This window comes from Staphylococcus muscae (assembly GCF_003019275.1).
Lineage (GTDB): Bacteria > Bacillota > Bacilli > Staphylococcales > Staphylococcaceae > Staphylococcus > Staphylococcus muscae.
In genome coordinates, this window is the sequence record NZ_CP027848.1 from 1,545,633 (window position 1) to 1,568,194 (window position 22,562).

14 protein-coding genes and 1 pseudogene are annotated in these 22,562 nt (G+C 39.0%); 12 read left to right on the top strand and 3 right to left on the bottom strand.

Annotated features, from left to right (window positions below; genetic code table 11):
• Positions 1-4 precede the first annotated feature (4 nt).
• Together C7J88_RS07650 and C7J88_RS07655 are read right to left on the bottom strand one after the other, a co-directional pair.
• Complete coding sequence (locus tag C7J88_RS07650) at positions 5-988, bottom strand: alpha/beta hydrolase (protein ID WP_095115061.1); 984 nt, start codon at positions 986-988, stop codon at positions 5-7.
• An 11-nt stretch (positions 989-999) separates the two neighbouring features.
• Complete coding sequence (locus tag C7J88_RS07655; protein ID WP_095115063.1) at positions 1,000-1,569, bottom strand: sugar O-acetyltransferase; 570 nt, start codon at positions 1,567-1,569, stop codon at positions 1,000-1,002.
• Positions 1,570-1,686: 117 nt separating this feature from the next.
• On the opposite strand from C7J88_RS07655, the gene C7J88_RS07660 reads away from it, so the two are divergent.
• On the top strand, positions 1,687-2,568 hold the full coding sequence (locus C7J88_RS07660) for a LysR family transcriptional regulator (RefSeq protein WP_095115064.1): 882 nt from the start codon (positions 1,687-1,689) through the stop codon (positions 2,566-2,568).
• A 336-nt stretch (positions 2,569-2,904) separates the two neighbouring features.
• Positions 2,905-3,048, top strand: a pseudogene (locus C7J88_RS10790) (KxYKxGKxW signal peptide domain-containing protein); the annotation flags it as partial.
• Between the two features lie 2,018 nt (positions 3,049-5,066).
• Here the strand turns inward: C7J88_RS10790 and C7J88_RS10590 are convergent.
• Positions 5,067-10,313 (bottom strand): hypothetical protein, encoded by a 5,247-nt coding sequence (locus C7J88_RS10590; RefSeq protein ID WP_188595401.1) that lies wholly within the window; start codon positions 10,311-10,313, stop codon positions 5,067-5,069.
• Here C7J88_RS10590 and C7J88_RS10595 point away from each other — a divergent pair.
• The 10 genes from C7J88_RS10595 (at position 10,312) to C7J88_RS10470 (ending at position 22,168) form a co-directional block, all read left to right on the top strand.
• A complete protein-coding gene (locus C7J88_RS10595; RefSeq protein WP_142380986.1) occupies positions 10,312-10,560 on the top strand; it encodes an LPXTG cell wall anchor domain-containing protein in 249 nt (82 codons plus the stop codon). The two genes, C7J88_RS10590 and C7J88_RS10595, sit on opposite strands and share 2 nt — an antisense overlap.
• 103 nt (positions 10,561-10,663) lie before the next feature.
• On the top strand, positions 10,664-11,908 hold the full coding sequence (secY2, locus tag C7J88_RS07675; protein WP_095118095.1) for an accessory Sec system protein translocase subunit SecY2: 1,245 nt from the start codon (positions 10,664-10,666) through the stop codon (positions 11,906-11,908).
• A 10-nt stretch (positions 11,909-11,918) separates the two neighbouring features.
• A complete protein-coding gene (gene asp1, locus C7J88_RS07680) occupies positions 11,919-13,478 on the top strand; it encodes an accessory Sec system protein Asp1 (protein WP_095115065.1) in 1,560 nt (519 codons plus the stop codon).
• Positions 13,462-15,000, top strand: coding sequence for an accessory Sec system protein Asp2 (asp2, locus tag C7J88_RS07685; RefSeq protein ID WP_095115067.1), 1,539 nt, complete (start codon positions 13,462-13,464; stop codon positions 14,998-15,000). Before asp1 ends, asp2 begins: the two co-directional genes overlap by 17 nt.
• On the top strand, positions 14,990-15,889 hold the full coding sequence (gene asp3 / locus C7J88_RS07690; RefSeq protein WP_095115069.1) for an accessory Sec system protein Asp3: 900 nt from the start codon (positions 14,990-14,992) through the stop codon (positions 15,887-15,889). Before asp2 ends, asp3 begins: the two co-directional genes overlap by 11 nt.
• Positions 15,870-18,260 (top strand): accessory Sec system translocase SecA2, encoded by a 2,391-nt coding sequence (gene secA2, locus C7J88_RS07695; RefSeq protein WP_095115070.1) that lies wholly within the window; start codon positions 15,870-15,872, stop codon positions 18,258-18,260. The genes asp3 and secA2 overlap by 20 nt, the downstream gene beginning before the upstream one ends.
• Positions 18,261-18,275: 15 nt before the next feature.
• Entirely contained in the window at positions 18,276-19,784 is a 1,509-nt protein-coding gene (gtfA, locus tag C7J88_RS07700; protein ID WP_095115072.1) for an accessory Sec system glycosyltransferase GtfA, read from the top strand.
• On the top strand, positions 19,777-21,120 hold the full coding sequence (gene gtfB / locus C7J88_RS07705; protein ID WP_095115074.1) for an accessory Sec system glycosylation chaperone GtfB: 1,344 nt from the start codon (positions 19,777-19,779) through the stop codon (positions 21,118-21,120). The genes gtfA and gtfB overlap by 8 nt, the downstream gene beginning before the upstream one ends.
• A 141-nt stretch (positions 21,121-21,261) precedes the next feature.
• Entirely contained in the window at positions 21,262-21,987 is a 726-nt protein-coding gene (locus tag C7J88_RS07710) for a DUF3169 family protein (protein WP_095115076.1), read from the top strand.
• 13 nt (positions 21,988-22,000) lie between these two features.
• Positions 22,001-22,168, top strand: coding sequence for a VraH family peptide resistance protein (locus C7J88_RS10470; protein ID WP_142380987.1), 168 nt, complete (start codon positions 22,001-22,003; stop codon positions 22,166-22,168).
• Positions 22,169-22,562: the final 394 nt, after the last annotated feature.

Genomic DNA, 22,562 nt, shown 5'->3' on the forward strand with positions numbered 1-22,562 from the left:
GCGTTTATTTTAAATGTTTTTGGAAAAAGTCATCGATTATATCGAAAGGAATGATATCGAGACGGTCGTACAAGTCTACATGAGATGCACCCGGAATGATATGGAATTCTTTGTTATCACCTTTCAGTTGTTTATACGTATCTTCGCTGAAATAGAATGAGTGTGCAGCATCACCGTGAATGAGTAGTACAGCACTTTCTAATTCATCGATGTAATGTAACAACGGTGTGTTGATAAATGAGAGGGGTATTGTGATAGACCAACCTCTATTTGAGTTTAATGAACGTGGATGATAACCACGTGGTTGTTTGTAGTACGCATAGTAATCTTTTACAAATTGTGGTGCATCGTCTGGTAATGGATCAACCACACCACCAGCAAGTTCTGGATCTTGAGAAGCAAAGTCTTGCGTACGTTGTGCATTGAGTTGTTTTTTCTTTTCTAAGCGTTGTTCTGGGCTGTCTTCTGCATCATAATACCCTTTCGCATTCACACGACTCATATTGTACATAGTGGTAGCAACTGTTGCTTTGACACGTGTATCAATCGCTGCGGCATTTAATGAAAGGCCGCCCCAACCGCATATACCAATAAGTCCAATACGTTCTTTGTCGACAAGATGGTGGTTACTTAGGAAGTCAACGGCAGCTTGGAAGTCTTCTGTGTTGATGTCTGGTGCAGCCATGTAACGTGGTGTGCCCCCACTTTCACCAGTATAAGAGGGGTCAAATGCAATTGCGAGATATCCTTTCTCTGCCATTTGTTGTGCATATAGGCCAGAAGATTGTTCTTTAACTGCGCCGAATGGACCACTTACTGCAAGTGCAGGTAACTGTTCGTTACCGGCATCTTTAGGAAGATATAAATCTGCAACAAGTGTAATGCCGAAGCGGTTCGGAAATGTGACTTTTGAATGGATTACTTTATCACTTTTTGGAAATACTTTGTCCCAAGCTTGTGTGATGTGTAAATGTGTTGTGTATGTCATAATAACGCCTCCTATGAAGATTCAATCATTTTTAGTATACGTGCAGGGTTACCAGCAATAATGGTGTTTGGTGGAACATCTTTCGTGACTAAAGCATTGGCACCTACCACTGCGTTTTCACCAATCGTGACGCCCGGTAAAATCGTTGCAGCTGCACCAATCCACGCATTGCGCTTAATCGTAATAGGTTTCAAGACGAGCGACCGTCTCGTTTGTGGGTCGATATCATGATTGACTGTTATCAAGTTGACACGTGGTCCAATCAATACGTGATCTTCTAGTGTGATACCACCGAGATCTGTAAACATGACGTTGCTGTTGATGAACACATGTTTGCCGATTGAGATATGTTTGCCAAAGTCTGTATTGAAAGGTAGGTTGACCTGAAGGGTTGAATCAATCGGATGCCCGGTTATCTCTTCTAATAGTTGGTGTTGTAATTCTTGTGTTGCCGGTTGTGTATTCAAAGTCATAATGCGTTGTGCATTTGCATTGACCACTTCATGAATTTTTGTGAAAAGTGGATTGTCGACATGAATCGGTGTACCGATGAGTATATCGTCCCATAAATATTGAACCATTTGTTTCACCCCAATCAGTATAAAAAGTATGTAAAACTATCGTATAATGAAGTGGATTATATTACCAATACCTATATTGAATGGAGTATTATGCCTTAAAAGCATGGGAGTGAGAAGATGGAAAACAGAGTCTTACGTTACTTTTTAACGGTTGTATCAGAAGGAAATATCAGTGCAGCTGCGCAGTTACTACATGTTACTCAACCAACATTGTCTCGTCAGTTGAAAGGTTTAGAAGAGGAATTAGATGTGACATTGTTCAAGAGAAAAGGAAAACATATGACATTAACGCAAGAAGGTCGTTACTTGGCTGAACAAGCGAAGAATATTTTAAACCTTGTTGATGCGACAACATCAAATTTAGCCAAGAGCCATGATATGTACGGAACTGTCACGATTGGATTAGCAGAGTCTCGAGCGGTTATTTCAATTGCCAAAGCGATAAAAGATGTTCAGCAGACGTATGCGAATACTCGCTTTCATATTCAAAGTGGTAATGCACAACAAGTTTTGGAACAGCTAGATAATGGTCTGTTAGACTATGGTGTGATTGTAGAGCCGATTAACAAGGTTGAATATGAAACTTTATCGTTGAATGATGAAGACGTATGGGGTGTATTGACACAAAAGGATGGGCCACTCGCACAATATGAAAGTGTCACGGCAACACAATTAGTCGGCTTGCCACTCATCGTATCTGCACAACAAGGTACGACACGCATGCTTGCTAACAAATTAGGGCTTGATGAAACATCATTAGATATTGTAGCGCAATACAATTTACTTTATAACGCCTCGTTGCTCGTGCAGGAACATGTTGGACATGCAGTGACACTGGATGGGATTATCAATACAACAGGTACGGACTTGATATTTCTTCCCCTTAAACCCCAGATTACTTCTAAGTTGAGTGTTATTTGGAAACGTGGCAAGCCTTTATCCACCAGTGCCCAATTCTTTTTGGAAAGGTTAAAGTTAATTCTTTCAAGCGATGTGTAATAGATTTAATAATTAGCTTTTCAAACTTTATATAATTGCAAACTTTTCGGTTAATATTACAATATCATTGTATGATTTTTATTGTGCAAGTGACTATATTTTATTGCGAATCACATCTATGGCGGCAGAAACATGAGTTTTCTGTCGCCTTGTTATTTAACGAATTCTCATTGAATTTTCATTTAAACATTGTATTTTAATCATTTAAATAAAAATAATTATTTAGTTGTATCAAAAAACGACCGTGTGTAGAATATCAGAATAGCTCTATATTTCAATAGACAAGAGAAGGATATAGGCTATGTTGATATCAAAATTATTGACGGGAGATTTGCAATGACGAGAAAATTGAGAGAATTTAAAAGATGTCTCAGTGAAGAAAAAGCCAGAGTACGTTTGTATAAGTCTGGAAAAAGCTGGGTCAAAGCAGGAATTAGAGAATTTAAGTTGCTAAAGATGCTAGGCTTGTCGTTGTTAACTGATACGGTTGATAAAACAAACAATGATACGACAACTATCGGTAGCCGAATCAAAGACAATGCGTTAAAAACCACTGCCATATCGGGTGGTTTATTTACTTTCAATATGTTGCATGATCAACATGCTTTAGCAGCATCAGAAGCCCCTATCGCATCGGAAATTACAGTACATAGTCAAACCATTGGAGATCAAACTTCAGTGACAATTGATCAATCGCAAACATCAGAGAGTGAATCTGCAACTATTGATGACTCACAAGTTGGAAGTGAAGCTTCTGTATTAAGCGAAGATCAAATCACAGATAGCAGTGATATATCACAGTCTGCAGACAGTACAAGGTCACAATCAATAAGTAGTGAATCAACATCTACTTCAGAAGTATCAGAGAGTCAATCGACTTCGGAAACATCATCTGAGCACACACATACTTCTATATTAGATAGTGAAACGTCGACTTCATTACTACATGAACAATCAAACACTTCTACGAGAACAACAACTTCAGACAGTGCTAGTTCAGAACAGCCAACATCACTTATAGCAAGAACACAACATACTCCAGTACATACATCAACAGATAAGGCTGTAAGTTCACAGCCAACCTATATTTCTAAAATTATCAAAAACGACCTTCAAAATTTTGGGGGCACAGCGTTTCGTTCTGTACACCATTCATATTATAGTACAGCATCAAGAATTCCAGCTGAGCAAGTGTTTACAGGTTCTGGCCGAGATACAAAGGTAAATCTACCAATTTATTATAAGTTGAAAGTGCTCAATGATGGACACCAACTGACATTCATTTATACGGTTTCTTATGACAATCCTGATACGCCATACATTGAAACACCAGAACTACCAAGAGATGTAACGATTACGAGTACAAGACAAGGAACGTTCCCAGTATTGAAGTTAAGTCCAGGGTTTGGTGCACCGGTACCGGCTAGAATTGGTATTACGTTACCAGGCTACAACACAGATGTTTTTAAAGACGGTAAGTCTCAAAATGTCGCTGTTCATGATTGGTATGGGACACAAGACTATACTTGGACGTCTGGTGTTTTAACAGGGCCGATTGCGAATCAAGGTTATGGTTTAACTTCTATCGTGACAGTTCCTATTTCAGATGCATCCCAAGATCTAGAATATTGTTTCATTCCACATGGTACACAAGATGATCCATCACAAGGACGCGTGAACTACTTCCACGATATTCTTAAGCCGAATGATAGCTCAGGGAATATTGTAGATGGTGGTTACAATCCAACAGCAGAAGAATCAGAAAGTACTTCTATTAGACAATCTGAGGAATTGAGTGAAATACAATCGAATAGCCGGAGATTAAGCGAGAGTGAGTCACGTAGTCTTGGCGAAAGTTGGACATCGGTAAGTGAATCAAGAAGTGCATCGGAAAGCACGTATATTGAACAGTCTATCAGTGATTTTTATAGCCGTTCACACAGTCAGTATTGTAGTCAATCACTTGCAATTGAAGAGCAGAGCAGCACTTCAAGATCACAAAGCATTTCTATTAGAGAGTCAATGAGTGATGATGCAGCGAATAGTCGTTCTGTATCACTGAGTCAACTATATAGTGAAATTGATTCACGTAATGCTGATTACTCTCACTCTGTTTCCCAATCTATATCGATTTCTACTGAAGAGAGTGAATACGAATCAGGTAGTCGTCGTTTTAGCGAGATAGACTCAAGAAGTCTTTCATATAGTCAACACCTTTCAGAACAAGACTCTAGAAGTATATCGGAGCGTGATTCAAGCTATGATAGTTATAGTAGAAGTCTTTCGCAACGTGAGTCGTTGATAGATAGTATATCTACAAGTAATTCGCAAAGAGACAGTGAACGCATTAGCGATAGTGTATCGAGAAGTACAAGTCTGTCTAACTCAGAAAGAGACTCAAGAAGCCAATCTGAGCGACAGTCATTAATCAATAGTGTCTCAACAAGTAACTCACAATCTATTAGTGAACGTGATCAATCAATAAGCCAACGCGAGAGTCAAAGTATTTCAGCAAGTACAAGCGCATCATTGGCTGCAAGTGAAAGTGCATCGGCAGCTACAAGTAGAAGTACATCATTGTCTGACAGTACAAGTGTCTCACTTGCTGCGAGTGAAAGTGCATCAATCTCAGCAATTAAATCAACATCTGTATCAACTAGTGAAAGTATATCCGCGTCATCAAGTGCGAGCTTGAGTACATCTATTTCAACAAGTGGAAGTAAATCACTATCTGAAAGTATCAGTGCATTGGAGTCTGTGAGCAGTTCAATTAGTGCGAGCACAAGTAGCTCAATCAGCCAATCCACAAGCACAAGTGCATCAGCATTATTAAGTGATTCAGTGAGCACATCAGCAAGTGCAAGTAAGTCATTATCTGAAAGTATCAGCGCATTAGAATCTGTGAGTCGCTCAGCAAGTGTGAATACAAGTGACTCAATTAGCCGTTCAACAAGTACAAGTGCATCAGCATCATTAAGTGATTCAACAAGCAAATCGGCAAGCGCAAGTAAATCATTGTCAGAGAAGGAAAGTACGTCAACATCGTTGAGTACAAGAGAAAGTGAATCAGTTTCAGGAAGTAAATCAGCGAGTGCAAGTAAATTGCTGTCAGAGAGCGAAAGTACGTCAACATCGTTGAGTACAAGAGAAAGTGAGTCAGTTTCAGGAAGCAAGTCAGCGAGTGTGAGTAAATCGTTATCAGAAAGCGAAAGTACGTCAACATCGTTGAGCACGAGAGAAAGTGAGTCAGTTTCAGGAAGCAAGTCAGCGAGTGCAAGTAAATCATTGTCAGAGAGCGAAAGTACGTCAACATCGTTGAGTACAAGAGAAAGTGAATCAGTTTCAGGAAGCAAATCAGCGAGTGCAAGCAAATTGTTGTCAGAGAGCGAATCAACATCAGCGAGTATCTCAACATCTGAAAGTAACTCAGAAAATGTAAGAAGAAACTCAATAAGTGCGAGTGAGTCAACCTCCGAAAGTGAAAGGGTATCAACATCAATAAGAGATTCTATATCGACAAGTGAGAGTAACTCAGCATCGTTGAGAAATTCCGAATCAACGAGTGAAAGCACATCAATTTCAGTAAGAAATTCGATGGAAGCCAGTAATTCGGTATCAGCCAGTGAAAGAGACTCAGCATCATTAAGAGACTCTGAATCAGTAAGTGAGAGAGACTCGATATCATTAAGAGAATCAGTGTCGACAAGCGAAAGTACATCGTTATCGATTAGCGTAAGAGAGAGCGAATCAGTTTCAGGAAGTAAGTCAGCAAGCTTAATTAAGTCGTTGTCAGAAAGTGAGTCAACTTCAGCGAGTATCTCAACATCCGAAAGCAACTCAGAAAATGTAAGAAGAAACTCAATAAGTGCGAGCGAATCGACAAGCGAAAGTGAAAGAGTATCAACATCAACAAGTGAGAGTAACTTAGCATCAATGAGAGGCTCAGAATCTGTAAGTACAAGTACATCAATTTCGGCAAGCAATTCGGTATCAGTCAGTGAAAGAGACTCATCATCGTTGAGAGACTCAGTATCAACAAGTGAAAGTACGTCGTTATCGATCAGCGCAAGAGAAAGTGAATCAGTTTCAGGAAGCAAATCAGTGAGTGCAAGCAAATCCTTGTCAGAGAGCGAATCAACATCAGCGAGTATCTCAACATCTGAAAGTAACTCAGAAAATATAAGAAGAAACTCAATAAGTGCGAGTGAGTCAACGTCCGAAAGTGAAAGAGTATCAACATCAACAAGTGAGAGTAATTCGACGTCAATAAGAGACTCTGAATCTATAAGTGAAAGTACATCAACTTCAGCAAGAAATTCAGAAAGTGTTGAGAGAGATTCAGTTTCAGCAAGTGAGAGCGAATCAACGTCGTTAAGAAATTCTGAATCGATAAGAAATTCAGAGTCGTTGAGAGAATCAGTGTCGACAAGCGAAAGTACATCGTTATCGATCAGCACAAGAGAAAGTGAATCGGTTTCGGGAAGTAAATCGGCGAGCGCAAGCAAATTGTTGTCAGAGAGCGAATCAACATCCGCAAGTAACTCAGAAAATGTAAGAAGAAACTCAATAAGTGCGAGTGAGTCAACAAGTGAAAGTGAAAGGGTATCAACATCAATAAGAGATTCGATATCGATAAGTGAGAGTAACTCAGCATCGTTGAGAAATTCCGAATCAACGAGTGAAAGCACATCAATTTCAGTAAGAAATTCGATGGAAGCCAGTAATTCGGTATCAGTCAGTGAAAGAGATTCAGCATCGTTGAGAGACTCTGAATCAATAAGAGATTCGATATCAACAAGTGAGAGTAACTCGGCATCGTTAAGAGACTCTGAGTCATTGAGAGACTCATCATCAATAAGAAACTCTGAGTCAGTAAGTGAAAGTAATTCTGTATCGTTAAGGAATTCGGAATCAATGAGAGACTCTGAGTCAGCGATTGAAAGCAATTCAATATCAATAAGAGATTCGGTATCAACAAGTGAGAGTAACTCAGTATCGTTGAGAGAATCAGAGTCATTAAGAGACTCATCATCAACAAGTGAGAGCAATTCGACGTCAATAAGAAACTCTGAATCAGTAAGGGAAAGTGCATCAATTTCAGCAAGCAATTCAACATCAGTAAGTAACTCAGAAAATGTTGAGAGAGATTCGATATCAGCGAGTGAAAGTGAATCAACATCATTAAGAGACTCTGAATCAATAAGAGATTCGACATCAGTAAGTAACTCAGAAAATATTGAGAGAGATTCAGTATCAGCGAGTGAAAGCGAATCAACATCGTTAAGAGAATCCGAGTTGTTGAGAGACTCGTCATCAACAAGCGAGAGCAATTCGACATCAATAAGAAACTCTGAATCAGTAAGTGAAAGTGCATCAGTTTCAGGAAGTATTTCGACATCAGTTAGTAACTCAGAAAATGTTGAGAGAGATTCGGTATCAACGAGCGAAAGCGAATCAACATCGTCAAGAAACTCTGAGTCAACAAGCGAAAGCATATCAGTTTCAGTAAGTGCTTCAACATCAGTAAGTAACTCAGAAAATGTTGAGAGAGATTCGGTTTCAGCGAGTGAAAGCAATTCAATATCAATAAGAGATTCGGTATCAACAAGTGAGAGTAACTCAGCATCGTTAAGAGAATCCGAGTCATTGAGAGACTCATCATCAATAAGCGAGAGTAATTCGACGTCAATAAGAGACTCTGAATCTATAAGTGAAAGCGCATCAGTGTCAGTAAGTAATTCGACATCAGCAAGTAACTCAGAAAATATTGAGAGAGATTCAATTTCAGTGAGTGAAAGCGAGTCAACATCGTTAAGGAATTCGGAATCAATGAGAGACTCAGTATCGACAAGCGAGAGCACATCAATTTCAGCAAGCAACTCAACATCAGTAAGAGATTCCGAGTCGTTGAGAAATTCAGTATCGACAAGCGAGAGCACATCAATTTCAGTAAGCAACTCAACATCAGCAAGCAACTCAGAAAATATTGAGAGAGAATCAATTTCAGTGAGTGAAAGCGAGTCAACATCGTTAAGAGAATCAGAGTCATTAAGAGACTCATCATCAACAAGTGAGAGCAATTCGACGTCAATAAGAAACTCTGAATCTATAAGTGAAAGTGCATCAGTTTCAGGAAGTATTTCGACATCAGTAAGTAACTCAACATCGTTAAGAGACTCCGAGTCGTTGAGAGACTCAAACTCAGCCAGCGAGAGCACATCGATTTCAGCAAGTAACTCAACATCAGTAAGAGACTCCGAATCAATAAGAGATTCGATATCAGCGAGTGAAAGTGAATCGACGTCGTTAAGAGACTCCGAGTCATTGAGAGACTCGTCATCAACAAGCGAGAGTAATTCGACGTCAATAAGAAACTCTGAATCAGTAAGGGAAAGTGCATCAGTTTCAGGAAGCACTTCAACATCAGTAAGTAACTCAGAAAATGTTGAGAGAGATTCGTTATCAGCGAGCGAAAGTGAATCAACGTCGTCAAGAAACTCTGAGTCAACAAGCGAGAGTACATCAATTTCTGTAAGTACTTCAACATCGTTAAGAGAATCAGAGTCATTGAGAGACTTATCATCAATAAGCGAGAGTAATTCGATATCAATAAGAAATTCTGAATCAGTAAGTGGAAGTGCATCAGTTTCAGGAAGTAATTCGACATCAGTAAGCAATTCAGAAAGTGTTGAGAGAGATTCAGTATCAGTGAGTGAAAGTGGATCAACGTCGTTAAGAGATTCAGATTCATTGAGAGATTCAGTATCAACAAGTGAGAGTAGCTCAGCATCGTTAAGAGAATCTGAGTCATTGAGAGACTCATCATCAATAAGCGAGAGTAATTCGACATCAATAAGAAACTCTGAATCAGTAAGGGAAAGTGCATCAGTTTCAGGAAGTATTTCAACATCAGTAAGTAACTCAGAAAATGTTGAGAGAGATTCAGTTTCAGCAAGTGAAAGCGAGTCAACATCGTTAAGAGAATCCGAGTCGTTGAGAGACTCGTCATCAACAAGCGAGAGCAATTCGACGTCAATAAGAAACTCTGAATCTATCAGTGAAAGTACATCCATTTCAGGAAGTATTTCGACATCAGTAAGTAACTCAGAAAATATTGAGAGAGATTCAGTATCAGCGAGTGAAAGCGAATCAACATCGTTAAGAGAATCCGAGTCGTTGAGAGACTCGTCATCAACAAGCGAGAGCAATTCGACATCAATAAGAAAATCTGAATCAGTAAGTGGAAGTGCATCAGTTTCAGCAAGTGAAAGCGAATCAACATCGTTAAGAGATTCCGAGTCATTGAGAAACTCAAACTCAGCCAGTGAGAGCACATCAACATCAGTAAGTAACTCAGAAAATATTGAGAGAGATTCAGTATCAGTGAGTGAAAGCGAGTCAACATCGTTAAGAGACTCAGGGTCGTTGAGAGACTCAAACTCAGCCAGCGAAAGTACATCAATTTTAGTAAGCAATTCAACATCAGTAAGTAACTCGTTATCAATAAGTGAAAGTAATTCAGCATCAGTAAGTGATTCTTTATCGATAAGCGACTCAGTATCGTTAAGCACATCGATATTGATTAGTGATGTTACGACAAATTCATTGGCACCAACGAATAGTTTCCGCATAGCGCCACATGCACCGTCATTGGCACCGATTAGCCACTCGGATTCAACTTCAACACATACAAGTGAGTCCAAGTTGCCAAGTAACTCGGTATCGCCAAGTAACTCAATATCCATGAGTAAATCGGTTCATACGAGTGAGTCGTTATTACATGTGCCACCAACAGATAGCTTAGTCACGAAAGATGTACCAAAAGTAGAAGAACCTGTCAAAGAACCTGCCAAAGTGCCGGTCAAAGAACAACTTCCTGATACAGGTCAAGTGGCATCTTCTAACCATATAAGTATGATGGGTGCAATTGCTGCAATGCTTGGTGGATTAGGTTTCATGAAACGATCTAGAAAAGATGAACATCAAGAGTAGTAGACAAGATTATAAGTAAGAAAACATGCGTTAAAGAGGCAGAGAGTTGGGGCAAAAAATCAATATCAAGTTTTTGCCCCACTCCGACTGTCTCTTTGACATCATGTTAAAAAAGAGGTCTAAAGTGAAAAAGAATTTATTACATCGTATTTTTTATCAATACGAATATAAAGTTGTTTATAAAAGAGCAGCGTTTACGTTGTTTATTTTATTGATATACATATTAGGTAGCCATGTGACGATTGTAGATGAATCGAGTGTACGAGTGTATAATCAGTCATTTTATCGTCTGGCGATTTCGAATGTGGGTGGCAATATCAACACTTTGAATATATTCACATTGGGGTTGGGGCCATGGTTGACGGCATTGGTGCTCTTAATGTTATGGCGCTACCGCAATAGTGAGAAGATGTTGCATCAAACACGTCGAGAACAACACTGTCAAGAAAAGTGGTTGACGCTTATTTTTAGTCTTATACAAGGCTATTTTGTCATTCATCAATATATACGTGACGAACAGTTAGAGAAGGTCAATGTATGGATGTTGTTACTTATTCTTGTTACAGGGGCAATGATGCTCATCTGGCTGGCAGATCAAAATGTGCGATATGGCATAGCAGGCGCGATGCCCATTGTGTTGATAAGTATTATTAGAACGCTTTTTCATCAGAAGGTGTCTACTTTTTCAATGGATAGACATATGATGTTTTTCGTTATTGGAGCGATTGTGATAGTTATGATCATCTTGTTATTCCTAGAATTAGTAGAGTACCGTCTGTCATATTACAACATCATGCAAGTAGAACAAACACAGCTGTCATCATTTGTTGCTTGGAAGTTGAATCCAGCAGGTAGTATTACGATTATGATGAGTTTGTCTGTTTATATTCTGATCAATAGTTTGCTGAATATGGCGATGTTTTTTCTAACTGGAACGTTTGAAAACATATCACTAACGCAGCTTAGTCATCCGATAGGAGTTACGCTATATATCGTGATACAGATTCTGTTGGGGTATGGACTCTCACGTTTGCTCATTAATACGAAGCAAAAGTCAAAGGAGTTCCTGAAAGGCGGACATTATTTTGAAGGTATTTCGCCGGGTGTAGATACTGAAGTGTATCTTCATGAAAGGGCACGTATTATCTGTTGGACAGGGTCACTTATTGTTGGATTGATTATGGGTATACCACTCTACCTATCATTAATGTTGCCACATCTGTCACAACAAGTTTATTTTGCGATTCAATTTATGATTTTGATGTACATCGGTATGAATATCGCAGAGACGATTCGGACCTATTTCTATTTCGATAAATATCAGCAGTTTTTAACAAAATATTGGTAAGGAGCTTAAGATGAAGTATTTTATACCGGCTTGGTATGATGCGCAGCGTTGGTGGCAGAGTAATGCAAAGCCACTCATCCATAGACGGACTGTGACTGCCTTCGATGATATGATCAGTCTCATGTCGATGCATCGTAAAAATAAAAGCCCGTTTCAATTAATCATACCCAATTATGCACCGGATTTACGCACATTTCTACATCGATATGATCTTTATGATGTGACGTATTGGTCTGTCTTTGATGCCATTCAAGGTTTTACTCATCGTACACCTCGTGCGGTGGATTATCGTGAGTTAGATTGGCCAGAAGGGACGGAGTTTTTGCACCTTTCTCAAATGATACGTGCCTATATGCCGAATAATATGTACGCTAATGTTCACTTCAACCAAGATGGCTATGTGATTTGGATAGAGGTGTTTCAACAAAATATCCGACGATATCGTTATTTGATTGATGACCGTGGTTTTGTATCGAGTGTCATCTATTTCGATGAGTCTGGTGAAGATTTGCAACAACGTTACCTTACAGGTGAGGGTGATTGGATCTTACAGGAGTGTTTGAAGTCAGGCAGTGTCATAGTGAACGGTCGATACCAAGATTATTTTAAACACAATCAATATCAATCAATGACATCAGTGATTCATGAATATTTGAAGTCATATTGTACAACGGTACTTGAAGCGGATGATGTCGTTATTGCGGCGGCAGATAAGCGACATCAACAGATGATTATATCGTTGTTCGAACTGCATAAGCTCTGTTTTTCTGTATTTCAACAACGAGAGTATCTAGATGAACGGACATTACCACATGCTGCTTCTGACATTTATTGGTTAGTGGATACTCTTGAAAATGAGCGAGTATTAACAGCGCATCAAGCAGTTGTGCAAATGAAACATCCTATCATGCGTGTGACACCTTTTGATGTTCAAACGATGTCGAACATTAGTAGTCAACTACATGAAACGTATATTGGTGTATGGTTAGATATTGAAGATGAAGCAATGTGTCAACAGATGTGGTCACAACTAGTGGGTTATCTTGAACAAGACGACACTTTACGCTTAACACTATTAACGAAAAAGAAAATACATGCACATCCACAATGGATACATGAAGCAATCGCACGTGTGAATAGACAATTAAACGCACAGAATACGGTTTCTGAAACAGAAGCAGATTTAATGGAACAACCAGAACCGATTGATTATGTCAAAATGAAGTATTTACCATTCGAATCTGATTTGATTGAAGCAATTTCAACATTACGTGTTGTTGTCGATTTGTCCCAAGAACCGGACCTATACTTACAAATCTGCTGTTTAAGTGCAGGGCTTCCACAAATTAATAGGATTACAACGGATTATGTCACACACGGGATGAATGGTTGTGTAGTAGCAGATGAGACAGAGCTTGTTGCAGCATTAGATGTGTATTTAAAACATCTTAAAAATTGGAATCAAAGTTATGCCTATGCGATGAAGTTAGCAAAGCAATATACGTCAGATAAGATTATTGCGCAGTTAGATGGATTGATAGAAGGTGAAACAGATGGCACGACAATTTAAAGTGTTACAGATTGGTGGTATAGATGAGACGACGTATTTCATACCACAAAAGGATACAGAATGGCATTTTATACCATCGATAGAAGGGGTGAGTGACATCGATGCGTTGGCAGAGTGGAAGCCATTCGACCTAATTTACGTTCAAGCGCCCTATTCAGAGATGTTAATGACAGTTTTCGAACGTTATAGTGAACCTTATTCAACGTATATTGATCAAATGTATTGGAATGAACAGTTCAAAAATCATTCACTCATTCAGCAAAAAGTCATTCGTCCATTCGTTTATCAAGATGACAGTGATAGACATCGTAAGTTGAAGGCTGTCGCATTTCCCGGGCAATATGGGGATAAAGTTTCGCCCATTCAATGTCAGGTGAATGCTGACTTCAAAGGGGCTAGTCATTATGAGGGCAACGATGTGTTAGTCGTTCAAGGAGAGTTTGGTACAGAGATGCGTCCACTACTCTCATGGAAACAAAATCTAATCTATGACCATCATAAAATCATACAAATATGGCCTCAGTATACAGTATCGGAAGGTGTCGAAGTTGAGTATGTTTTCCATCTTGTGCCATTTAATTCGAACAATGAAGTAGATACGGTGTTTGTTCGTCGACAGGATGATTTGAAAGTACCACTGGAGATTTCACCGAGAGAAGAAGATGCGTATATTGTTGTCAGCATGCGTGCAAAAGGACAAGGTGTTATCCGTGTTGGCGCCATTCATAAACGATGGTCTCGACTTGATATGGGACAGTTTATTTTAGGTGGTGAACGCTATGTGAATGAGAACACAGATGAATTTATTCACTACTTTAACCCGGGTGATCGCAAGCCACCACTCAATGTATATTTTAGTGGTTATCGCTCTGCGGAAGGATTTGAAGGCTATTTTATGATGAATAAACTCCAGTCTCCCTTCATGCTGATTGGAGACCCACGTACAGAAGGTGGTGCTTTTTATCTCGGTTCCGATTCATACGAACAGGCGATTAAAGATGTTATTCAGAAGCGATTGGACGAACTCGGTTTTCAAAGAGAGGACCTCATCTTGTCAGGATTATCGATGGGATCTTTTGGTGCATTGTATTACGGTGCGCAAATGCAACCTGCCGCAGTAGTTGTTGGGAAGCCTTTAGTAAATCTTGGAACTATTGCAGAAAATATGGCACTCGTACGTCCGGAAGACTTTGGAACAGCCCTTGACGTGATCTATAAAAATACAGGCGACTTGACAGATGAATCACTTACAATGATGAATCAAAAGTTTTGGAATAAGTTTACTCACACAGATTTATCGAAGACGACATTTGCGATTTCATACATGGCCCATGACGATTATGACCGACAAGCATTTGATATGATGCTCCCCATTTTAAGCCGACAGCATGCACGTGTGATGAGTCGTGGCGTTCCAGGACGTCATAATGATGATTCATCAACCATTACAAGTTGGTTTGTAAATTTCTTTCATATGATTCTGGAGCAACAGTTTGGAAGGAGACGTGAAAATGTATCATAAAAGTCATGTGATTCGATGGAGAGAGGTTGCATCCGATACGTTTATGTACGGAACACGGCTCATATTTCATGAAGGTGAGACGGTGTTTGAAAATGCGCGCATGCCTTCGGGAATCGTGATGCATGCTTGGAAGATGATTACTGATTATACGATGGAGAAAATGGTGCCACAGTTGCCGATTTTGAAACATGGTCAAACTTATCGTTTCCGCTTTGATTATGATGTAATACCCGAAGGTCATCTTTATGCGAAAATGATCTTCAAACGACGAAACGGGACAGAATTGGAGTCGCTCATCATCAAAAGTAAAGAAATTGTAGTGACATACCCAACAGAAGCTTTTACATATGAATTACAACTGATTAATGCGGCTGTGACTCAGGTGCATTTTCGATCGATAGAAATCAGTGAGTATGATGAAAATCATAGAAATGAACCAGAACTTTATATTTCTCCCATATATCAAGAAAGTGCGCATAGCACAGTGATGAATGTCGTTTTTCAGGAATCTGATGGGCTGTCACGAGATGTGATTGCAGGATGGGACAATGTGATTCTCATTGAACATTGGGGCTATGATACGCAAGATAAGATTGCCCATTGCTTACGTCCATTACAACAAGGGTATCATCTAAATTTTATTGGTTATGCTCGGCAATCGAATCAAATGGCATATACATTAGCAGCAGCTATGGGAGAGACGGCTTGGGTGACTGAAAGTATGCCAGAAAAGGTAACAACAGTGGATGTAAGACAATATGGACGAACAGATGTATTTGACTTTCCAATGTCGATTGTCACACCTTTGTTGCAACCGAGTTATCAGCTGCAATATTTGGATATGGAACAGTTGAACGGGGGGACGTATGATGAGACGACAGATGGATAAGATCGTCAATAAACGACGATTATCCCGACTAAAGAAGACATTGAAGCGGATCAATGCTTATCAGGATACGTTTCGACAAGCGAGTGATGAGACGTTAAAACGCCAGACGCAAATATTTCGTGAACGACTTGCGGATGGAGAGACACTCACATCTCTGTTGCCAGAAGCGTATGCAGTGTTACGTGAAGCGAGTTGGCGTGTTCTTGGAATGTATCCGAAAGATGTACAAGTGTTAGGTGCCATTGTGCTGCATGAAGGACACATTGCTGAGATGCAGACGGGGGAAGGTAAGACACTCACTGCAACGATGCCACTCTATCTGAATGGTTTAACGGGTCAGGGAGCGTATTTGATCACGACGAATGATTACTTGGCACGACGTGATTGTGAAGAGATGACGCCATTGTTTGAATGGCTTGGGTTATCTATTTCGCTCGGTTTTGTCGATGAACCTGATTATGAGTATGCGCCAGGTGAGAAAGCAGCGATATATGCGCATGACATTATTTATACAACAAATGGACGCTTAGGGTTTGATTATTTGATTGATAATCTTGCTGATGGCCTTGAATCCAAGTTTTTACCGTCACTCTACTTTGGGATTATTGATGAAGTCGATTCGATTGTTTTAGACTCAGCACAAACACCGTTAGTCATATCAGGTGCACCACGACTGCAGTCTAATCTTTTTGGTATTACAAAGACATTCGTAGAGACTTTGGAAGAAGATATTCACTATGAAATTAAGAAAGATGAACAGACGGTATGGCTGACGCCAGAAGGGATTACAGAAGCGAATCACTATTTCGGTGTTGAAAATATTTATGAAGATGGACTGTTTGATCTCGTACGTAATATCAATTTGGCGTTGAGGGGGCGTCATCTTTTCGAGGAGAATTTAGATTATTTTCTATTCAACGGTGAAGTCGTATTGATTGATCGTATTACAGGACGCATGTTGCCGGGAACGAAGTTACAATCCGGACTACATCAAGCGATTGAAGCAAAAGAAGGTGTCGACATATCAGTGGATATGAGTGCTATGGCAACGATTACCTTTCAAAACTTGTTCAGACAGTTTGAAGTGTTTTCTGGGATGTCAGCAACAAGTAAGCTCGGTGAAAAGGATTTTTTTGATCTTTATCACAAAATTGTCGTGCAAATTCCAACAGATAAGCCGATTGAAAGAATAGATATGTCTGATCGTGTATTCAAGGATAATGTATCAAAAAATAATGCCATTGTTGAACGTGTATGTGCACTTCATCAACAGCAACGTCCAGTTTTGTTGATTACACGGACAGCTGAGACAGCAGAGTATTTTTCTATGCAGTTTTTTGAACGGCATATTCCGAATAACTTGTTGATTGCGCAAAATGTAGCGAAAGAAGCACAAATGATTGCTGAAGCGGGACAATTGGGTGCAGTGACAGTAGCAACAAGTATGGCAGGGCGTGGTACGGATATCAAACTGGGTGAAGGCGTGAAGGCACTCGGCGGTCTTGCGGTCATAGTAAGCGAACATATGGAGAATAGTCGTGTTGATCGACAACTTCGTGGACGTGCTGGACGTCAAGGAGATCCAGGAACGTCTCAATTTTACATTTCACTAGAAGATTATATCGTGGAGCGATGGGGCAAGCACAAGTTGTTAGAAGATGGGCAATTAGACAGAGTGGATAACGAGATGTTGCGAGAGAGTCGTTTGTTTCAACAGCGTGTGAAGCAGATTGTCACACGTGCACAACGTGTGTCGGAGGAACAAGGTGAGCATATTCGAGAGATGGCGAATGAATATGAAAAAAGTATTAGTGCACAAAGGGAGATTGTCTATGCTGAGCGCAATCGCGTACTGAAACAGTCTGAATGGACTAAGGAATCCTTGATTGCTCTAGCACGTGATGTGTTTCAAGAAGCATATCATCGACATCAATTGCATACACATACGGCATTGCAGACGTATATCTATCAGCATATCAGTTTTCAATATGATGGTGACTTGAATGGCATGAACTTACATAATAAGCAAACAGTAGTAGATATGCTGGTCGCCTTGTTTGAAGAACGTTTGGCCGAGCAAGAACGATTCATTGGTAATCACTATATGTACGTGCGCTTTATGCAAAAGGTCATTCTCAAGGCAATTGACAGTCACTGGATTGATCAAGTAGATGCTTTACAACAACTTCGCAATAACATTAACAACAGACAGAATGGCCAGCGCAATGCCATCTTTGAATATCATAGAGTTGCAATGACGACTTTTGAAATGATGTGTGGCGCTGTAAAAGCGCAGATTGTAAACAATTTATGTCAAAGTGTGCCGACGTTTGATAAAAAAGGCAAACTCTTCGTACACTTTCCAAAATAAGAGGTGAAACAAAAGGTGACAATTTATAATATTAACTTTGGTATCGGTTGGGCGAGTAGTGGTGTGGAATATGCACAAATGTATCGAGCTAAGCTACTGCGTGCGATCAGTGCACCGATGAAGTTTGTATTTTTAGAGTTTATCAGCAATGAAAATATTCAAACCTTGACGGAAAATATAGGATTTCAAGACGATGAAGTCATCTGGCTTTATCAATATTTCACAGATATTCGCATCGCACCGACAACGTATACGGTACAAGACATTCTTAGAAATGTAGCAGAACCAGTCGTACGTGAAACGCAAGAGGGCAAAGTGAGACGATTGTATTTTGATGGGCATCAAAACTTCATCACATGTTACTTGAAACAAGAAGGCGAAGAGATGGTTGATCGAGCAGAATTCGTTATTAACGGTATGCTTGTACGCAAAGATTATTATAGTTATGTACGTACATTTTCTGAATACTATGCACCGAGTGACAATGTTGCGAAGCTGTATATGCGTCAGTTTTATCATGAAGCAGGGACGATTGCATTTACTGAATATATTGATGGTGATACAAACTTATATGTCTTTCCAGATCAAAAGTTTTATAGCCGAGAAGCATTCGTGTCTTACTTCTTTCAACAACTTAATCTAACATCAGAAGACATCATTGTCATTGATCGCTCGACGGATGTCGGACAAGCAATCCTTCAGAACAAAGGAGATAGTAAAGTGGGTATTGTTGTACATGCTGAACATTTCAGTGAGCATGCGACAGATGATGATCATATATTGTGGAATAATTATTATGAATATCCTTTTGCCCAACATACAGAAATTGATTTTTATATCACTGCCACAGAACGACAAAATCAAATATTAACTGCACAGTTTAAACAATATTTGAATGCAGAGCCAAAAATCGTCACAATCCCTGTTGGAAGTCTACCTGAGTTAAGATATCCTGACAAAAAAAGAGCGCCATATACATTGATCACAGCTTCACGGTTGGCGAGTGAAAAACATATCGATTGGCTGATACGTGCAGTAGTCATCGCCAAGCAATCACTACCAGACTTACAATTCGACATTTATGGAGAAGGTGGCCAGAGAAAGGCATTACAGTCACTCATTGAAGAACAAAACGCACAAGACTATATTCACTTGAAAGGACATGTACACCTTGAAAAAGTATATGCCAACTATAAATTGTTCGTTTCTGCATCAACGAGTGAAGGGTTTGGTTTAACATTGTTAGAAGCTGTCGGTTCAGGATTAGGTATGATTGGTTTCGACGTAAACTATGGGAATCCAACATTCATTCGACATGAAAAGAACGGTTATTTAATCCCAGTCGACCCGAAAGAAGACAGCACACAACATATCGTCTCAACGTATGCAGCACACATTGTTCGATTTTTTGAAAGTGGCCCCAATCAACCACATCGTGCATCTTATCGATTGGCACGTCCTTATTTAACGACAGACATTCAACAAAAATGGCAAGATTTGATTTCGGAGGTATTGCATGATTAATTTATTTGAACACTTTGATAAAGCAGCGCACACATTGTATCACGCGCTCAAACTTGCTGGACATCATAATAAAACGATTGTGTTAGAAGATGACGGCTTTTTGCCAGAACAGATTTTGACACCATATCGCTATTTTTCACAGTATCAAGTGCAAGATGATCACAAGCCACTTTATTTCAATCAGATACAAGTACCACGTTATTGGGAGATTATCGGCAATAATACCGAAGCAACAGTGAATGATATGGGCAAGGTACGTGCATATATTCGCTATGACCGCAATTCGAAACCACGCATTGTGAGTCACGTCGAATGGTTAGACGATGCTGGACGTTTACAATATGTCGATCACTACACACAACACGGAGTTCGGTTCGCACAAACAGTCTATGATTTAACAGGAAATAAGATCTTTCGCAAATATCTAGATCAACAGGGTCATGAAGTGATTTATGAAAACTTTATTGCGCAATCTATTATTGTAAACTGGCAAGGACGTTCACATCACTTCAATCATAAAGTTGCATTCATTCACTTTTTCCTTCGTGAAGCGGGAATCGATATGAATCAATTTGTCATCAATTCACTAGGACTTCCATTTTCTGTCCTTTATCGTTTGAATGAACCAGGTCATGACTTGTTGTTCTGGCAAGAAAATAGTGGCGGCCATGTGCCCGGTAATATGTCATTAATGCTACAAGGTGAGCACACACGTGACTACCATGTCATTGTGCCAGATCAACGAGAATACGATATATTATCACAACAATTAGATATACACGCACAACAGCGACTGTTACCATCTGGATATCTTTATGATTATGCACGAACGAATCAATATACAGCCAATGTTCTAACGATGACGAACTCGGATCAAATTCATCATTTGGCAGACATTGTGCAAGCATGTCCAAAGGCGACATTCCACATCGGGGCAGTGACTGAGATGTCTGACGTCTTGATGGCGATGGATCAATATCCGAATGTACGTCTGTATCCAGCGATTGAGCGTTATACGGTTGATAAGTTATATCACAAATGTGACATCTATTTAGATATCAATGAAGGTGGGGAGATTATCAACGCCGCACAGCGTGCATTTAATCATGACATGCTCATATTAGGCTATCGAGACAACGCACATAATATAAGTGTAACGGCATCGGAAAATCTTTTTGATAAAGAAAACCGTGCAGCGCATCTGATTGAAGCATTGAAGGATATACAAAGAAAGAAACGTTACTTCAAAGTACGACTCAATTATCAAAAATCGCATGCCCATGAAATCACTGACAAAGCATTTAATCAAGTGATGACACATGTGATTCGTCAATAATAATATTCAAAAGAGTGATGTTTTCAAAATGTCACTCTTTTTCAAGTGTCTTTTTTGACAAATGTAGTTGTCTTTTTGACTTGTTTATTATACACTTTATATAAATGGTAAATATCGAAAAAGAAAGAAAGGGGATATTTTATGAAAGTGATGCGCTTCATATTAAGCATGTTGTTCGGTGGTCTCATTGGTGGTTTTGTTGGTTTGTTTTTCGTTGATACAAAAGGATTTCGTTTTTTGACAGAGTTTCATTTTGTATCTGATAATACGATGTCAATCATTGGATATATGGTTATAGGCGTAATTGCGGGACTATTTCTCTATCAATTATGGTTACAAAAACATATTCTAAAAAAGAAGAGAGAAATGGCCCAAACAATGACTGATGTACAAACAGAAACAGATCAGATGGAGTCTCGTTTAACATTGCTATTTTGGCGTGTTGGAGCCATCAATCAGTTCAACGTGTTGTTGAGTTTTATTTTTATGATATTTGCAGTACTGAATAACAGCAGCTCAATTGTATCAGTATTAATGATGATCATCTTCGCCATTGCAAGCTTAAGTACCATACCGTATAGTCTCTTTGTTAGAAAGTATGACGCACGTTTTCCAAAAGTAGGCGAGAAACAGTACACAGAAAAGGTATTAGCATTAATGGATGAAGGAGAGCGACATATTACGCTCGTCTCTATGTATAAAGTGTATACAATGAACAGTGCTTTTCTGATGATTGGAATTTTATTACTGAGTTTCTTTTCCATTGAATCAGGTGTCAATCAATCTTTAGGACTCATCATTTTAGTGCTTTTATTCGCATACAATGTATTTGGCTATCTCTTAAGAGTACGTAAATTTTATAAGTAGGGCGGGGATAATCATGAAACTAAAAGAAGTCATATCTAAAGTTCTTGAATTAGAAATCAATATCAACGTTATTTTTTATAGTGTCGTTTTCTCAGTTATTTTAAGCATTTTATTTACACCCTTTCTAGCAATTCCGATGGGGATCTTATTGTCGTTTTATATGGATAATCAATTTGAATAAGCCTATTAACAATGAAATAAGTTTTAAAAGCAATAATCTTAGTAAAATAAGGTTGTTGCTTTTTTTATTTTATTTTGTGCAAATGACTTGAATTTATATAATGAATTTATAAAATTATGTAATAGTCTAAAATATAATGTGAGATAAAAGTTGCATGTCGATAAAATTACCTTTATTGTTGAATTATATAACTAAATTTAAAAATGTATCTTTGTAGATTGTATTGAAAAGAACTTATAGATAGAACGATAGTTTTATATCAACTCACGACACCACTTTTGATTCATTTCTCATTTGTGTATATCAATTTAGAAGTTATTAATAACTATTTCCATTTATTAACATTATCCAACACATTTGCTCATGCAATTATTGAAACGTCATTTCATCACAG

What these genes read in the sequence shown, in the direction of transcription:
- C7J88_RS07650 (WP_095115061.1), bottom strand. Translation starts at nt 988, where the DNA reads ATGACATACACAACACATTTACACATCACACAAGCTTGGGACAAAGTA.
- C7J88_RS07655 (WP_095115063.1), bottom strand. Translation starts at nt 1,569, where the DNA reads ATGGTTCAATATTTATGGGACGATATACTCATCGGTACACCGATTCAT.
- C7J88_RS07660 (WP_095115064.1), top strand. Translation starts at nt 1,687, where the DNA reads ATGGAAAACAGAGTCTTACGTTACTTTTTAACGGTTGTATCAGAAGGA.
- C7J88_RS10595 (WP_142380986.1), top strand. Translation starts at nt 10,312, where the DNA reads ATGAGTAAATCGGTTCATACGAGTGAGTCGTTATTACATGTGCCACCA.
- C7J88_RS10590 (WP_188595401.1), bottom strand. Translation starts at nt 10,313, where the DNA reads ATGGATATTGAGTTACTTGGCGATACCGAGTTACTTGGCAACTTGGAC.
- secY2 (WP_095118095.1), top strand. Translation starts at nt 10,664, where the DNA reads ATGTTAAAAAAGAGGTCTAAAGTGAAAAAGAATTTATTACATCGTATT.
- asp1 (WP_095115065.1), top strand. Translation starts at nt 11,919, where the DNA reads ATGAAGTATTTTATACCGGCTTGGTATGATGCGCAGCGTTGGTGGCAG.
- asp2 (WP_095115067.1), top strand. Translation starts at nt 13,462, where the DNA reads ATGGCACGACAATTTAAAGTGTTACAGATTGGTGGTATAGATGAGACG.
- asp3 (WP_095115069.1), top strand. Translation starts at nt 14,990, where the DNA reads ATGTATCATAAAAGTCATGTGATTCGATGGAGAGAGGTTGCATCCGAT.
- secA2 (WP_095115070.1), top strand. Translation starts at nt 15,870, where the DNA reads ATGAGACGACAGATGGATAAGATCGTCAATAAACGACGATTATCCCGA.
- gtfB (WP_095115074.1), top strand. Translation starts at nt 19,777, where the DNA reads ATGATTAATTTATTTGAACACTTTGATAAAGCAGCGCACACATTGTAT.
- C7J88_RS07710 (WP_095115076.1), top strand. Translation starts at nt 21,262, where the DNA reads ATGAAAGTGATGCGCTTCATATTAAGCATGTTGTTCGGTGGTCTCATT.
- C7J88_RS10470 (WP_142380987.1), top strand. Translation starts at nt 22,001, where the DNA reads ATGAAACTAAAAGAAGTCATATCTAAAGTTCTTGAATTAGAAATCAAT.